Origin of the sequence: Microcoleus sp. AT8-B5 (assembly GCF_036705565.1) — a bacterium.
GTDB lineage: Bacteria > Cyanobacteriota > Cyanobacteriia > Cyanobacteriales > Microcoleaceae > Microcoleus.
Window position 1 is genome coordinate 1 of the sequence record NZ_JAUBUY010000015.1, and the last position, 14,059, is coordinate 14,059.

General features: G+C 46.4%; 18 protein-coding genes. 8 read left to right on the top strand and 10 right to left on the bottom strand.

Going from position 1 to position 14,059, the window contains the following annotated elements; genetic code table 11:
* Window positions 1–308 precede the first annotated feature (308 nt).
* Window positions 309–542 carry a hypothetical protein gene (locus QUB39_RS12410; RefSeq protein ID WP_333035767.1) on the top strand — a complete coding sequence of 78 codons (234 nt, stop codon included), beginning with the start codon at window positions 309–311 and terminating at the stop codon, window positions 540–542.
* A gap of 429 nt (window positions 543–971) precedes the next feature.
* On the opposite strand, the gene QUB39_RS12415 is transcribed toward QUB39_RS12410, so the two are convergent.
* The 3 genes from QUB39_RS12415 to QUB39_RS12425 form a co-directional block, all read right to left on the bottom strand.
* A complete protein-coding gene (locus QUB39_RS12415; RefSeq protein ID WP_333057518.1) occupies window positions 972–1,205 on the bottom strand; it encodes a ferredoxin-thioredoxin reductase variable chain in 234 nt (77 codons plus the stop codon).
* A gap of 277 nt (window positions 1,206–1,482) precedes the next feature.
* Entirely contained in the window at window positions 1,483–4,251 is a 2,769-nt protein-coding gene (locus tag QUB39_RS12420) for a DUF3536 domain-containing protein (protein WP_333211315.1), read from the bottom strand.
* 96 nt (window positions 4,252–4,347) lie between these two features.
* Window positions 4,348–4,578 carry a hypothetical protein gene (locus QUB39_RS12425; RefSeq protein ID WP_333057522.1) on the bottom strand — a complete coding sequence of 77 codons (231 nt, stop codon included), beginning with the start codon at window positions 4,576–4,578 and terminating at the stop codon, window positions 4,348–4,350.
* 222 nt (window positions 4,579–4,800) lie between these two features.
* On the opposite strand from QUB39_RS12425, the gene QUB39_RS12430 reads away from it, so the two are divergent.
* The 6 genes from QUB39_RS12430 to QUB39_RS12455 all read left to right on the top strand — a co-directional run bounded on the left by QUB39_RS12430 (window position 4,801) and on the right by QUB39_RS12455 (window position 6,899).
* Window positions 4,801–5,010, top strand: a complete 210-nt coding sequence (locus QUB39_RS12430) for a hypothetical protein (protein ID WP_333211313.1) — start codon at window positions 4,801–4,803, stop codon at window positions 5,008–5,010.
* 13 nt (window positions 5,011–5,023) lie between these two features.
* Complete coding sequence (locus QUB39_RS12435) at window positions 5,024–5,176, top strand: nucleotidyltransferase domain-containing protein (protein ID WP_333211311.1); 153 nt, start codon at window positions 5,024–5,026, stop codon at window positions 5,174–5,176.
* 85 nt (window positions 5,177–5,261) lie between these two features.
* Entirely contained in the window at window positions 5,262–5,522 is a 261-nt protein-coding gene (locus QUB39_RS12440; protein WP_333211310.1) for a DUF4160 domain-containing protein, read from the top strand.
* Between the two features lie 3 nt (window positions 5,523–5,525).
* The gene (locus QUB39_RS12445) at window positions 5,526–5,807 is read left to right on the top strand and encodes a DUF2442 domain-containing protein (protein ID WP_333211308.1); all 282 of its coding nucleotides are present in this window, start codon (window positions 5,526–5,528) and stop codon (window positions 5,805–5,807) included.
* 55 nt (window positions 5,808–5,862) lie between these two features.
* The gene (locus tag QUB39_RS12450; RefSeq protein WP_333211306.1) at window positions 5,863–6,360 is read left to right on the top strand and encodes a DUF4365 domain-containing protein; all 498 of its coding nucleotides are present in this window, start codon (window positions 5,863–5,865) and stop codon (window positions 6,358–6,360) included.
* Window positions 6,357–6,899, top strand: a complete 543-nt coding sequence (locus QUB39_RS12455) for a hypothetical protein (RefSeq protein WP_333211305.1) — start codon at window positions 6,357–6,359, stop codon at window positions 6,897–6,899. Before QUB39_RS12450 ends, QUB39_RS12455 begins: the two co-directional genes overlap by 4 nt.
* 27 nt (window positions 6,900–6,926) lie before the next feature.
* Here the strand turns inward: QUB39_RS12455 and QUB39_RS12460 are convergent, their stop codons facing one another.
* The 7 genes from QUB39_RS12460 to QUB39_RS12490 all read right to left on the bottom strand — a co-directional run bounded on the left by QUB39_RS12460 (window position 6,927) and on the right by QUB39_RS12490 (window position 12,833).
* Window positions 6,927–7,742 carry an alpha/beta hydrolase gene (locus QUB39_RS12460; RefSeq protein ID WP_333211302.1) on the bottom strand — a complete coding sequence of 272 codons (816 nt, stop codon included), beginning with the start codon at window positions 7,740–7,742 and terminating at the stop codon, window positions 6,927–6,929.
* Between the two features lie 253 nt (window positions 7,743–7,995).
* Entirely contained in the window at window positions 7,996–9,195 is a 1,200-nt protein-coding gene (locus tag QUB39_RS12465) for an FAD-dependent monooxygenase (protein ID WP_333211300.1), read from the bottom strand.
* Window positions 9,196–9,349: 154 nt separating this feature from the next.
* Entirely contained in the window at window positions 9,350–9,946 is a 597-nt protein-coding gene (locus tag QUB39_RS12470) for a Uma2 family endonuclease (RefSeq protein WP_333211299.1), read from the bottom strand.
* A 248-nt stretch (window positions 9,947–10,194) separates the two neighbouring features.
* Window positions 10,195–10,578: a VOC family protein gene (locus QUB39_RS12475; protein WP_333211296.1), complete on the bottom strand. Its 384-nt coding sequence runs from the start codon at window positions 10,576–10,578 to the stop codon at window positions 10,195–10,197.
* A 168-nt stretch (window positions 10,579–10,746) separates the two neighbouring features.
* Window positions 10,747–11,397: an MAE_28990/MAE_18760 family HEPN-like nuclease gene (locus QUB39_RS12480; RefSeq protein WP_333211294.1), complete on the bottom strand. Its 651-nt coding sequence runs from the start codon at window positions 11,395–11,397 to the stop codon at window positions 10,747–10,749.
* The gene (locus QUB39_RS12485) at window positions 11,394–12,506 is read right to left on the bottom strand and encodes a DUF262 domain-containing protein (protein WP_333211292.1); all 1,113 of its coding nucleotides are present in this window, start codon (window positions 12,504–12,506) and stop codon (window positions 11,394–11,396) included. Before QUB39_RS12485 ends, QUB39_RS12480 begins: the two co-directional genes overlap by 4 nt.
* 201 nt (window positions 12,507–12,707) lie before the next feature.
* Complete coding sequence (locus QUB39_RS12490; RefSeq protein WP_333211290.1) at window positions 12,708–12,833, bottom strand: hypothetical protein; 126 nt, start codon at window positions 12,831–12,833, stop codon at window positions 12,708–12,710.
* A 46-nt stretch (window positions 12,834–12,879) separates the two neighbouring features.
* On the opposite strand from QUB39_RS12490, the gene cax reads away from it, so the two are divergent.
* Window positions 12,880–14,001, top strand: a complete 1,122-nt coding sequence (cax, locus tag QUB39_RS12495) for a calcium/proton exchanger (protein WP_333211288.1) — start codon at window positions 12,880–12,882, stop codon at window positions 13,999–14,001.
* Window positions 14,002–14,059 lie beyond the last annotated feature (58 nt).

Consider the following 14,059-nt stretch of genomic DNA (forward strand, 5'->3'; position numbering starts at 1 on the left):
TAAAATCTAAAATCTAAAATCTAAAATCTAAAATCTAAAACCTAAAATCTAAAATCTAAAATCTAAAATCTAAAATCTAAAACCTAAAATCTAAAATCTAAAATCTAAAATCTAAAATCTAAAACCTAAAATCTAAAATCTAAAATCTAAAATCTAAAATCTAAAACCTAAAATCTAAAATCTAAAATCTAAAATCTAAAATCTAAAACCTAAAATCTAAAATCTAAAATCTAAAATCTAAAATCGATTGAGTGTGTTAGCTTAAAGTCATTACAGCCAATATTAGCCACAGTCGCCCCCAAACAATCATGCTGCCCCACGAGTTGCAAAACATTGCCCCAGAACCGACTCCCGCGGCCGAAATTTTTCAGAGACACCAAATTGTCCGCGAGTTTTACGACGAAATTAAGTACCGTCAAGAACTAGAACTTCACTGCCAGTGGTATTACGCTACAGCCAAGCAGCATCAGCAGGAATTGCAGAAAATGCAGGGAGATTGGAATATTTTAGGTTGGTTCAGCCGCAGACGGTCGAAAAATTAAGGAGTGAAAACAAAAAATGGTTTGTAGTAAGGACTTTAGTCCCGTCGATCGACTAAAAGCCACAGAAAAAACTGAACTCCTCACTACAAACTCTACAACTGTTATATGACCAAGAATTTCTTCATGTGGTACCCGCCACGTGATTTATCTCGCGCAAGTCAATCGAAAGCATCTCAAATCTAAAATCCTTGCGTCCCCCGAATTTATCTCGCGCAAGTCAATCCAAAATCTAAAATCTAAAATCTAAAATCGAATGACCCCCGCCCAAAAACGGATAATTGCTTTCCGACAGGAGTCGCGACGATCACAAAATTTTAGATATTAGTTCAAGCTTCCAGATTCATCTGTGGAGTAAATCTAAAATCTAAAATCTAAAATCGACTGACGGGATTTGATTTTGTCTTTGGGCTGCTTCAACTTTTGAGACAGCTAGACTTCCGAAGATATCAATTCGACCTCATCCTCTTTGAAGTGAGCTCGAAATTTTTTGTCAAATTGTACTAGAACCGGCCAATTAGCACTGACCGGTCTGCCGTGCCATTCGTGAACGATCGCCACGACTTCTCCTTCCATACCCTTAATATCAAATGGTTGACTGCGATTTTCAGGGTGGTGGTAGACAACAACAGAGTTTTTAATGCAAACGCGATCGCCAACTTTCATAAATTTAAACTTAGTGTTCTTTCTTCCCAACTATACAAAGCGTGCAAGTGCAGAACACCTGTACGCTTTGGCGACAGTCTTTTTATCTTCCCACAAGTAGAGCGAAAACTTAAACAAACTTGGCGGTTATCTGTCGGTGCTTTGATCGCCCGCCGCGATCCCGGGAAGCCACAACACAGATATATTCTCGGTGGAACCCGTAGGCCCGATAGGCCTTTAAAGCTTGATCGGGCGGATTCTCAAGGGCGGGAATTGATGCAGGCTAATCACGAAACGATTAACTTAACTGATTTAACCAACACTCAACATCAACAGCCAAGGTTTGACCCAACTCCAGCAACTGCCGGATCGAAGACAACTCCCAGCCGCCGCCTGAACCCGCAATCTCCAAGGCAACAGCAGCCACCGCATTTTCGCCCGCCGAGGCCTCTTGCCGTTGCAGCCAGCCCAAACACAGAGGCACAATTTGACTGTACAGAGAATCGAAATACAGTTCCTGCGATTTGTCCAAGCACAAACCCAGACTCAGCCGATCGCCCACAGCAATCAAACGCTCGATCGTGCGGATCTCAGCTTCCAACTGGACAGGCGAGCGATCTTCCACACCCGATCCTGCTTGCAGCAGCCTGTCTAGCGATCGCCAAACCATCTTTTCCAAAATTTCCTTGACTTCGGGAACGTTCAACCGACAGCGGAGATGGCCGGCTTCAGTGGCGATCGCCTCAATTTCGGCCAGCAGCGGTTCCACATCCTCGGTTTCCAATTCCAGGGCCTTGGCCGCCGTCAAACAGCGATGTCCCAAAGCCACCTCAGCAGCCACCTGCAACTCTACCGGCACCGGCAACTCGTCGCGGTGGAACGCCATCATCACCCCGTAATTTTCGCGGTAAACCTGAGTGTAAAGCTGATCCAACCGAGTCAAATTTTCCTGACTCAGCAACTGCACGATCCGGTGGCGTTCCTCAGCGAATAAATCCCGCAAGCTAAAGGACTGATCCCCAAACAGCCGCACCATTTCCAGAATCGCGTGGGCTGCCGAAGCTTCTTGCATAACTCCAAACAGCCGCTCTTTGAGCATAGTGTACGATCGGCGGCTGCCAAAAGGCTGAATGCAGCAGTGGAAGTCCCAGCCGCCGAGGTGCAACGCAGCAAACACAAAAACCTCTGTTTCCCGCGTAATTTCCGAGGTTAACTGCAATTGACCCACAGCCAGAGTCATCGAGCCCATGCGCTGAATTTGGAAATCTTCCTGCTGGGCCTGATAGCAGTAAACTCGCTGTTCGCGGGGATATTTGGCAAACAGAGAACTGATCGCGTAGTGGGCGGCCACCTGTTTGAGACTAATTTGGGCTGTTACCACGAGTTTGCGGTAAACTTCGGCCCCTGTTTGGAAATACTCAACGTTGCTGGGTACGAGGGCTAGTCGATCGACAAAATCCTTTTCTAGCTGCACCCCGGTAACTTCCCCCGCCAATTCGAGCGCCCGGGCCGCGTAGCGCAGAATTTGCACGCCTTCTGGCCGCGAGATTTCTTCAAAAAACCAGCCGCAGCTAGTGAACATTAACAGGGTGTGGCGCTGCATTTCCAGCAGTCGCAGGGCGTCCACCTGTTCTCCGGCATCGAGGGGGCGCACTTGATGGCGTTGGAGGAAACTGTCAACATTACTGGGGGATCGATCCCGGATCACCTCAATATATTCATCTCTGGCTTTCCAGGGATCGCACAACAGCTTGCGCCCTGCTTCTTCGTAAATCGGAATCAGTCGATCGCGCAGCCAATTGAGAGTATCCCGCAGAGGGCGGCGCCATTTGAGGTGCCATCCGCCGCCACCACCGCAGCCGCAATCATCTTGCCAGCGATCGACCCCGTGAGAGCAACTCCAGGCCGTCACAGGTTTGAGTTCAACTTCCCAAGCGCTCGGATTTTGACTTAAATAATGAGCAAAATTCGTCACCGTCCAACCGCGGCGGGGAAACTCTTCTGTGAAGGCGTAGGCGAGGCATTTTTCCGTACTGTTTTTGTGGTGGCCGAAAGTTTCGCCGTCCGTCGCCACGCAGATTAATTGAGCCTGTCTGTGGTCTCCCCGCACTGCTTGACCCAAGCGCCCGGCCAAGTGGTGGCTGCTGCTGAGAACGTCATTGAAGCCCATATCCCGCGAGATCGGGCCATCGTAGAAAAAGATATCGATGTAGGGAGTGTTGGTAGTTGGGGCTGCAGAATTTTGGGAGTGCCCGCGCCCAAAATAGTGAGTGCTCAGCGGCGAGAGTTGGTGGTCAGCCATCAACCGCATTTCCGGTTTCAAATAGCAGCGGTACGGGCGAGTCGGATCGATTTGACCCCCGCCGACTTCGTGCCATTCGGAATTTTCCGCTGGTTCCCCTTCTTGGTTTTGCCCGATTAGCGGGCGGCAGCGTTCGGCTTGGGAGGGGGCTAAGACAATGAAGCGGATGCCTTCAGCGACTAAAACTTCGAGGGTGGCGTAGTCTACGGCGGTTTCGGCGAGCCACATTCCTTCGGGATCGCGATCGAACCGGGAGCGAAAATCTGCGATCCCCCAGCGAATTTGGGTGTATTTGTCTCGCTCGTTAGCGAGGGGCATGATGATGTGATTGTAGACTTGGGCGATCGCGTTGCCGTGACCGTTGAGTCGCTGACAGCTTTTGCGATCGGCTTCCAGAATCCGCTGGTAGACTTCCGGGTCGTAGCGTTCCAGCCAGCTCATCAGGGTCGGCCCGATGTTGAAGCTCATATACTCGTAGTTGTTGACGATCCCCGCGACTTCGCCCCGATCGTTGAGTATGCGGGCAAAGGCGTTCGGGCGGTAGCACTCGATGTCAATGCGTTCGTTCCAGTCGTGGGCTGGAGAGGCGCTGGCTTGGCGTTCGATCGCGTCCAGGTAAGGGTTTTCCCGGGGTGGCTGGTAAAAGTGACCGTGAACCGTCACGCACACCCCAGTTGCAGTCGCCGCACTGCTTTGGGTTGCAGCCGTTACGGTTGGCGAAGACAAAGGTAGCACATCGGATTGAGTAGTAGAAATCGAAACCATGCGATCGAATCCTCAAGTAGTTAAAGACAATAAAACCAGCCTATTTAGAAACTGAAACCTTACGCAGCAAGAGTTACAGCTAGGCATCTGTTCGGGCTAAATTTTGGCAGATAAGTTTTGATACATTTGTAGTATTGCTAGCAAAGCATTCGTTCCAAGATGCCAACCGTCGATCCCTGGTTTGTTTGCCAATGCTTTGCTGTTGAAAGAGTTAAAAAAGGTAGCTTTTGCTGCTTTTTGGCACTTGCGACCCATTTCGGGTTCGTGCTTGCAGGGCTGCTCATTGAGATTTTGATTTACATTGCTGGATCTTAAAGTCTTATTCATTAAATAGCAAGTTTTCGCCGGAAAAATTTAAAATTTGGCGATAAATCTTGGCGATTGTGGATATCGGTTTAATGCCCGATCGATTTATAGAATAATAGTTTAGCCAGAGTTTCGCATCATACTTTAGGTGCTTTTTACCTAAGTTCTGGAGAAGTTAGGCCAGTTGGGTTAGGGCGGGGCAGATTTCCTGCAAATGTACTTTCCAGAAGAGTTGTAACAATTGTGCGGAGTCAAAAGGCAACAAAAAAGCAAAACGGTAACTGTTATATTTTAACCCCTGAGAGGTATGTGGGGGCGGAGGCGGAGGCATTGGAGGATGAGGAGGGTTTGGACGAGAAGAGGCTGCATTTGACGGCGAAGTTGGAGAGGCAATTTGCCGAGAGTGCCAAGTTAGAGGCGATGATTCTGGAAAATCTACCGGGGTGGAGTTAGGGGAATTGAGGAATTGCTGAAGTCCAAGCCCTCCGATATCCTGAGAATTGCGACTCACCCAGCCGCGTTAAATGTGCGCGTTTTAGGTTCGGTTGCCAGGGGTGAAGCAACAGCAGATCGCGAGGTAGATTTTTTAGTAGAATTGGAACCAAAACGCACGTTTTAAGCAATATTAAAGAATATATTGAGCGGATTTAGTCTTACGAAATTCGGGTAAAAGACGCCGAAATAATTGTATAGGAGACAATCTAATGCCAGAACTCAGCAGATTTTTAGGCATCATCATCACGACGTACTATAACGACCACCCGCCCCCGCAATTTCATGCCCGCTACAATCAACAAAAAACCATCATTGATATCGAAACCCTCTCAATCCTAGAAGGCAAACTTTCCCCTCGCATCTTAGGATTAGTGGTAGAGTGGGCTGCCCTTCATCAAACAGAGCTCATGCAAAATTGGCAACTTGCCAGACTTCAAACACCATTAGAACCTATTGCACCTTTGGAATAAACAATGCTCAAAGATATTAGCTCAGTTCAACCATTAAAAAATTATCAACTTCACATCAAATTTGAAGATAACCAAGAGGGAGTAGTTGACATTAGCCAATTAATCGAATTTACCGGAATCTTCGCCCCCCTGCAAGACTTGACTTACTTTAACCAAGTCAAACTAAATCCAGAATGGGGGACAATTTACTGGGAAAATGGAGCTGATTTAGACCCCGATGTTCTCTACTCCATTGTCACCAACCAACCGATACAAATCAAGGAAACCATAACCAACCTGATGTAATTTTATCTACGAGCTAAAACCAAACAGGTTAACAAGAATAATCGCTACGTAAAAAGTGGACATTAACCAACAAAAAGAACAATTCAGCAACATCTACCTGCAAGCTGTCACCACCGTTGCCGGCTATTCCCTCTACAAACCCTTCGTAGACGATGACAGCGTAGACTGGGGAGTAGCTGCGAAAGGCGGGATAGGCCCCATTAGAGCGCCTCGCTTAGAATTGCAGTTAAAATCTACATCAAGAGACATCCAAGACGATCGCTCCATCCGCTACCCCCTCAAACTCAAAAACTACGACGATTTAAGAATGGATGACTTCGCCATTCCCCGAATTTTAGTTGTCGTTTTAATCCCAGAAACACCCGAAGACTGGTTAACCCAGTCGGAAACAGAACTCTGCATCAGAAACTGCGGATATTGGATCTCGCTGCGGGGAAAGCCAAAAACACAAAACACAAACGCTGTCACCGTTACCATCCCTAGAACCAACCAATTTACAGTCGCCGCCCTTCAGTCAATTATGGAGGGAATTAGCCAAGGAGTTCAACCATGAAAGTCACCGTACAAGATAGCCAAACTCTCGAAACAATCGAGCTAAATCAACTGAGAAATTACTTACAAACTCACGGCTGGCATGAAGACCAACCTTTCTTAGATAATGCCACACTTTGGCACAAACCAACAGCCGATGCAGAAGAATTTGAAATATTGCTGCCTAACCGGGAAAACCTGGGAGATTATGCAGCCCGCATCCGGGAGGCAATCCAAACGCTAGAAAACGCAGAAAATCGCCCAAAAATTGAAATTTTAAGCGAACTGCTTACCAGCATTCCCAACATGACTATTCAGGGAATTGTTATGCAAATTCACACCCCCAACACAGACCAATTAAGCGGCGAAATAACCTTAATAGGGGTCATTGCTGACAAATTGCGGAAAATTCAAACTTCTCTCGCAGACAAAGATTATATCTTGGCGATTAAAGCTTATCAAGAACGCTTACCGATTCTCTGTAGCGGTGACTTAATCAAAGACAACAACGCCTTCATCCTCAAAAACCCCCACAACTTAACTCTCGATGAATTGTGGTAAGACTAACAGATTTTGTCGAAATCTATATTAAACACCTTCCAAACAAATATCAAGTTCCCTAGCAAAGGCCTCTGGCGCATCCAGCATCAGCCAGTGTCCAGTATCGGGGATCGTAGTTGTCGTCAGTGTGGGACGGAGGATGTGGAGGCTGAAGGGAAAAGTGTTTGAGGGAGCAATAATCGCGTGGGCCCGTGTTCCAGGGGCTGCTAGGTAGCGATCGAGAGCATTAACTGCTTCAAAGGCAAACATCCCGCGAGACATTCCAGACAGACAATCCTGTGGAGTCGCCGCCAAGCAAGCGAGAATCCGATCGCGCGTATCGGCCCTGCTTCCTGTCAGCGCCTCATTGAAGCTGGTTTCCACAGCAGCCCGCCAATCCTCCGTCTCCAGAGCCCTCTGGTAGGGAACGATGCGTTCCTCGTGCACATCTGCAGGCACCTTGGTAAAGTCTCCAGGTGGGTCTGCCAGAATCAACTGCGCGATGCGGTGCGGTGCGGCGGCTGCTGTGGCGAGGGCAATACAAGCACCGAAACTGTGCCCGACGATCGCCACTCGATCGAGTCCCAGCCCATCCAGTACCGCCAAAACATCCGCTGCACAGGAGGCGGGCGCATAGTTGCCGTCCTCCGGCGGTGCAGAATCACCGTGTCCCCGCATATCAAGGGCGATCGCCCGTCGGGTACGGGCGACACGGGCAAGCTGCGCCTCCCAGATGCTCGCAGAAACCGTCATACCGTGCACGAACACCACCGGCAGCGACTCCGACTCCCCAGCGGTGGCAGGGGGGCTGGCTTCGATGATGTGAATAGTGCCGATCGGTCCTTTGATATTTGTCGATCGCATAAAAACTTCTCCTAAGTTTTATAGTCCTAGACGCACGGGTAGTCAGAAACCGGATTTTTCGCAAAAATACTCGGTTATATCAAATCCGTTAACATCGGAATTATTATCTCACTCTTCTCTTTCTCTGTGTCCTCTGTGCCCTCTGTGGTTTAATCATTCCGATACAACCGGAATTGATATTAGACATCGCAGAAAAGGTAAAAACCCGGTTTCTTGGGTTTGGACGGGTAAGTCAGGTTCCAATTTCCTCATTTTACACAACCAATTTTACCTCTGTTACTCCTTGACGCAATTCATACTGTCCTTTTACCCAAAATTGTTTAATTTTTTCACCCAAAAACGGAGCAGCTTGCATCATCAATAAACGCAATAATCCATTTTTTCGTAGTTGTTCGCCTTTCCACGCTTCTTGTGCTTGAAGTTGTTGGGCGCGAATAATTTCGGGTTCGCGTTCTGCCTGAATCCGCGATAATGCTAAGTCAATATCCTCAGAATTAGCCCCTGCTTTCAATAAAGGTACAAGGTGATTGGCCGCAACAATTACATCGCGCAAAGCCATGTTAATTCCTTGAGCGCGAACCGGAGACATGGGATGTGCCGCATCCCCCAAAAGTATGATTCCTGGTCGATGCCAGCGCGGACAGCGACCAACCACAACAGATAATCGCATCGGAGATTCGATCGTATCGGCACAGTTGCGGAAATGTTCTGCCATCCACGCAGGCGATCGCGATGCGAAAGTTTCTGCCCAGTCTGTGTGTTTCCAATCGGTTTTGTCATCTGCCGATAGCACCCAAGCCAGATGCAGTTTTCCTGATTCTGCCCCATGAAAGACACTGAATCCGCTACCGCCATTCAGGATAGAATAAAATACATTATCCGCCACAAACCGAGGATGAGCGGCAAGTTTAAACCACAGAACATCTATACTATTCTGCTGTTTTACTAACTCTAATTCTGCACGCTGTCGTACAACCGAGTTTCTACCATCTGTACCCATGACAAGTGCAGCAGGAATCTCTCGCCCATCTCCTAGCTTTACACCCGCAATGCGATCGTTTTTGTACAGTAAATCTTTTACGGGAACACCTGGGATAAATTCAAACTCTGGATGCAACTGAGCTTCTGAAATTAGTGTTTCTAACAAAGGCGGTTGCGATACCAGTGTACAAGGTCGATTTGACCCCATTGGCTCATCAACTCGAAATAGTTGCCGATCGCCCACAATGAACTCCCAGGCATCAATTTGTCGGTGTGGAACACCTTCTAGGATTGTGGATAAGCCCATTTGGGCGATCGCATCCAATCCGCTGGGCATTAAGCCTTCACCGCGAAACACTCGGTAGGAATCTTTTGCCGCCTCAACCAAGGTAACAGCAATACCTCGTTTCACCAGCAGTAAGGCAAGTGCCGCACCAGTTGGCCCCGCTCCGACAATTACAACTTGTGTCATTTGGTATTTTCCATTGCTTGTTGCGGATATTGAGATGCGAACAGAGGTGGTTAAAGGGTGCGCGATGATCTATTAGACATCTCCCATAATTATCGTGGAACAGGCATCCTGCCTGTTCAAAACCTGCTTTTTTGGAGAAGTCTCTTAATCCCAGCTATTTTTGGAGTGCCTGTTGAAAAGTCTTAACTGCATCAACATGATTCACCATATTGATGCAGCGCAACAACAAATCCAAATCGATCCCTTTCACCTCCTCACTACTGGAAACCTTTTCATAATGAAGTGTATTGCCCTCTCCCCGCAGGTGATAAACCTCTAACAATCCATCTTCCCAGAACCACACTTCCTTTATCTTCAGCCGCTTGTATGCCTCCAGTTGGTTGATGCCACCACTGGAAAACACGATTTCGATCGCCAAATCGGGTAGCCTGCGACCGGGAGCAAGTTTATAAGATTCATCCGCCTCTCGCTTGACTTTTCCCGTTTCACTTTCCAGAGTCATTGAACCAGTTGGAGTAAAGTCAAACCCCGCCATCAGCAGGTACAGTTCCACCAATGCACCAATTCTTGCTTTAACGGTTTCGTGGGGTTCTCCAGGCATTAGTTTAATCTCCAGAATTCCATCCAGGAAAGAAAGTCGATATCCTGGACGGTCTAACAATTGCTCAACTGCTTTGAACTCTCTCCAAGTGAGTCCCTCAAACAGAAGGGGCGATTCTTTTCTGGGTGGTGCGATGATTGCTGCAGTCATTTGATTCTCCAGTCTATTTCCAGATGAGAAACGATCGGGTTTGCAGGGCGATTTGTTTATTATAACTTTAAGTAGCATCCTCCACTGTAAATCCGATTTCTTGCCCGTAGGATAGTTCCAGCGTGTGACAAGCGAATTTCTTCATGTGGTACCCGCCACGTGATTTATCTCGCGCAAATCAATCCCAAATCGAAAATCGAAAATCACTTATTGCCCCCGCATTTATCTCGCGCAAGTAAATCTAAAATCTAAAATCTAAAATCTAAAATCGATTGACCGTCCGGGTCTCGCAAAAAAGCCCAGTAGCCGATCGGATATCCAGAATCTTTTGGTTCTTCAAGCAATACGCCTTCTTGACGTGCTTTGTCGCAGAGTTCGTCCATATATTCGCGGCTTTTGCAACCTACTCCGAGGTGTGCAAAGGGAGACAGAACGGGATGTACGGAGTCTGTTTGAATTAGCACAATTACAAAAGGGCGAGTGCGATCGGAGAGCCAGACCACAGCAACACCAGTTTCTGCATCGATGCGGCGGTGAACGACCTGCATTCCAGCATACTTGGAGTAGAATTCGATAGTGCGATCGACATCAGAAACGGGCAGTGCGATGTGTGTGAAACCGATATCACTCATATGTTATGTTGCTCCAGTCATATTAGGCTTAACATCAAGAATTGCCACTTCCAATATCATAATTTTAATGAGATGCTCGCCACTTTGCCGCTTGCAGATCGATTTGTTTTTGGAAAAAATCTAGTTTTCTTGACATGGTTGATAATTATTGGCTCCTGTTGTCATTATCTAAGGTGAATCCCGCCTAAATTTTTTCTCAATAGCAGCATTTTCTATCTGGTTCCGAAATATATCGAGCATTCCTATAATGTGTCTGTCTAGCTCTAGATAGGCATCCCTATTAAACACCGAATACTCACCGTGGGCAATTTCGTTCCTTGTCTTTACAAGCTTGATATCAATTATTGGCAATTTAGTAGAGTATATTGAAAAGTCAATTCCGAGATTATAAGTTATTTCTTTTAAAATGTCATAAGATAAATTCGATCCAGTAGATATTACATTTTTAGGTAGAATAGCTCTCTGATTTAATTCGGAAAGAAAGAACTCACAAACAGGTATATACAATGATGCCTTATGTGTCTCCTTAGCCTCTTTAAGTTTTTCTTTCATAGCCAAAGCTAAAAAATTACTAGAAAGCTGCTGATACGTAAGCTTTTTTGAGATAACATATTCTAGATAAGAGTTTGCTGCTAACTTGACAAAACCTTCCCAATGGGAATAGAGAATACATACTCCACTCCGAACTAATACTTTATGTCTTTGGTCAGAAACATTTTTCGCTTCTATCAAAGATTTCATTTCTGACAGTTCCTTCTTTCGCCAAGCAAGATCCGTTGCCAATCTATCGATTAATTGTTCCGGTGTTTGGATGCTCATGAAGGGGAAAAGACCTCTCTACCAAGCGGAATAAGATACGGTAAGCGTCTTGCTGCATTCACTCCAGCTCCCGACCATTGTTTATAAGTTGGATGTGACCAAATACTTTTTATACGATTAGGTAATTGGTCTGTTGGAACCGGATTTTGATAGTTGTATCCAATTCCTAATGCTATTACCTCATATGCCGATAAGAGAAAGCCTCCCAGGAATTTATCATTCTCCGATTTATATCGCTTGAAGCTGTCCTCTCCCATAGCTTCATTAAGCATACTGAATGCCACATCAAACGCTGTCTCTATGTGGGTGCTGTCCAAATCTTTTTTAATAGCCATTTCATACATTCTAGCCGTTAGAAACTCGCTAACATCACCGCCCAGCGTTAGAAGACTTGCATAATCTATATCGAAGAAAAGAATAAAACGCAATACTAATTCCATATCATACTGTTCTTCATAAAGTCTATCGCTCAAAGCAATGCAGCTTTTAAATGAATGGCGATTCGCAAGTGAACGCATTAAATTATATAAATCTTTATTCAACATTAAAAGAATGCAATTTCTTACTTCTTGCGGTGTAGCAATCGATCCTCCTGTATTCAGCCGCTGAAATAGCTCATATTTAATCATTTCATCACTTTCTTTTGCAACAATATAGACGTATATTTTGGTTCTTTTTATCAATAAACGCTGCGCCTGAGTTAAAGAGTTATCTTTATCGTCAGGATCGTTCCATTTTTTACCTTTTAACGAAGGTAAGTAAGTTGTTTCTTGTAATGCGACAGCAGAAGATGTATCTTGCTCTTGATTGTCTGGTTTCAAAATACCTACAAATTCATATATGGTTGAGAGTCTCTGCAAACCATCGATCACATCCCAAATCCCATCATCTCTTTGACTGACAAAAATTGGTGGGATCGGTATACCTAAAAGAATTGATTCTATAAACCTGGATTTTTGAAAATCCGACCAACGAAAAAGCCTTTGAAATTCTGGGTGAATATCGATTTCCTTACTCTCATAAAGACTGATCCACTCGCCAATAGACATTGAGTAGCTATCTGTCCGAATTTCTTGCCTTGTTCTTTCAATCTCTTCTTGTAGAGGCATGGCTGAAGCAGTCCTAAGTATTATGTATAGCTATACTTGCAGAATGGCAATATTTAAAGATTATATCACGCTTACGAACATCTGAAAAAACGATCGCCCAGAAATAGTCAACTTTGCTCTCAAGACAATGCGGAAGCTGATGCGATCGATCGGGTAGAATACAAAAATCCATTGAACCGATCGGCTAAACAAATCCCTCTCTTAGTTTGTCACATCAGTGAAAGCCGCCATGCAGCGATCGCCCGTTAGCGAAGCTTGCAGAAGAGGATCGCCCACCCCCAGCTTTAAGCAAACACCCAAATCCCTCACCCTCACCCTTTTTTTCATTTGGTCACAGGCTATGATTGACGGTTGGCAGCTTTTGAGAATCTAAATGCTAAACACAAATACAATTATTTCCAGCCTGCTGTTATTTATCCCAGTTTCCATCGCCGGACACTTTCTCGGCTGGGAATCCTCCACAATCTTCGTCACCTCGGCTTTAGCCATCATCCCTCTAGCCGCGTGGATGGGGACGGCCACCGAAGAAATCGCCGTCGTCCTCGGTGCCAATTTGGGGGGTTTGCTGAACGCTACCTTCGGAAATGCCACGGAACTGATTATCGGCATCGTCGCCCTCAACGCCGGACTAATAGATGTTGTCAAAGCCAGCATCACCGGTTCAATTATGAGCAACCTGCTGCTGGTGATGGGATTGGCGATGCTGCTGGGCGGCTTGCGCTACAAAGAACAAGAATTTCAGCCGACAGTCGCCCGGTTGAATGCTTCAGCGATGAACTTAGCCGTGATTGCCATTTTGGTGCCAACTGCAGTTAATGCCACCTCTATTGGCATCCCTCCGCAAACTATGCAGAACCTCTCTAGCGCTGTTGCTATAGTCCTGATTGTCGTCTACGTGCTGACGCTGCTGTTTTCGATGAAAACCCACAGTTATCTGTACGATGCGGGGGTAGCAGAAATAGAAATGCTGGAAGATTTAGCCGAAAATAACTTAGCACCAGAGGGTCCTGACCACAAAGTCAATCTGCCGCTGTGGATTGGGGTGCTGTTGGCCTGTACCCTGATGGTAGCTGTCGAGTCGGAACTGTTGGTGGGTACTCTGGAAGAAGCGACGGCGCGTTTGGGGCTGACATCACTGTTTACCGGGGTGATTTTAGTGCCGATTATTGGCAATGCAGCCGAACATACGACGGCGGTGACGGTGGCGATGAAAAATAAAATGGATTTGTCGGTTTCTGTGGCCGTGGGTTCGAGTTTGCAAATTGCTTTGTTTGTTGCCCCGGTGTTGGTTTTGGCAGGTTTTGTCTTGGGCCAACCGATGGACTTGAATTTCAACCCGTTTGAACTTGTAGCAGTTGCGGTGTCGGTGCTGATCGCCAATTCTATCAGTTCTGATGGCAATTCTAACTGGCTAGAAGGTACTTTGCTGTTGGCAGCTTATACGGTTTTGGCGCTGGCGTTCTACTTCCATCCGGTAATTGAGGGACTTGTTTAAAAGGCTTTCTTGTGCTGAAGGAAGAGGGAAGAGGTTCGAGGGAAGAAGGCAGATTTTT

Coding starts and splice junctions, on each gene's coding strand:
- QUB39_RS12410 (WP_333035767.1), top strand. CDS start 309: ATGCTGCCCCACGAGTTGCAAAACATTGCCCCAGAACCGACTCCCGCG.
- QUB39_RS12415 (WP_333057518.1), bottom strand. CDS start 1,205: ATGAAAGTTGGCGATCGCGTTTGCATTAAAAACTCTGTTGTTGTCTAC.
- QUB39_RS12420 (WP_333211315.1), bottom strand. CDS start 4,251: ATGGTTTCGATTTCTACTACTCAATCCGATGTGCTACCTTTGTCTTCG.
- QUB39_RS12425 (WP_333057522.1), bottom strand. CDS start 4,578: ATGAATAAGACTTTAAGATCCAGCAATGTAAATCAAAATCTCAATGAG.
- QUB39_RS12440 (WP_333211310.1), top strand. CDS start 5,262: ATGCCAGAACTCAGCAGATTTTTAGGCATCATCATCACGACGTACTAT.
- QUB39_RS12445 (WP_333211308.1), top strand. CDS start 5,526: ATGCTCAAAGATATTAGCTCAGTTCAACCATTAAAAAATTATCAACTT.
- QUB39_RS12455 (WP_333211305.1), top strand. CDS start 6,357: ATGAAAGTCACCGTACAAGATAGCCAAACTCTCGAAACAATCGAGCTA.
- QUB39_RS12460 (WP_333211302.1), bottom strand. CDS start 7,742: ATGCGATCGACAAATATCAAAGGACCGATCGGCACTATTCACATCATC.
- QUB39_RS12465 (WP_333211300.1), bottom strand. CDS start 9,195: ATGACACAAGTTGTAATTGTCGGAGCGGGGCCAACTGGTGCGGCACTT.
- QUB39_RS12470 (WP_333211299.1), bottom strand. CDS start 9,946: ATGACTGCAGCAATCATCGCACCACCCAGAAAAGAATCGCCCCTTCTG.
- QUB39_RS12475 (WP_333211296.1), bottom strand. CDS start 10,578: ATGAGTGATATCGGTTTCACACACATCGCACTGCCCGTTTCTGATGTC.
- QUB39_RS12480 (WP_333211294.1), bottom strand. CDS start 11,397: ATGAGCATCCAAACACCGGAACAATTAATCGATAGATTGGCAACGGAT.
- QUB39_RS12485 (WP_333211292.1), bottom strand. CDS start 12,506: ATGCCTCTACAAGAAGAGATTGAAAGAACAAGGCAAGAAATTCGGACA.
- QUB39_RS12490 (WP_333211290.1), bottom strand. CDS start 12,833: ATGAAAAAAAGGGTGAGGGTGAGGGATTTGGGTGTTTGCTTAAAGCTG.
- cax (WP_333211288.1), top strand. CDS start 12,880: ATGCTAAACACAAATACAATTATTTCCAGCCTGCTGTTATTTATCCCA.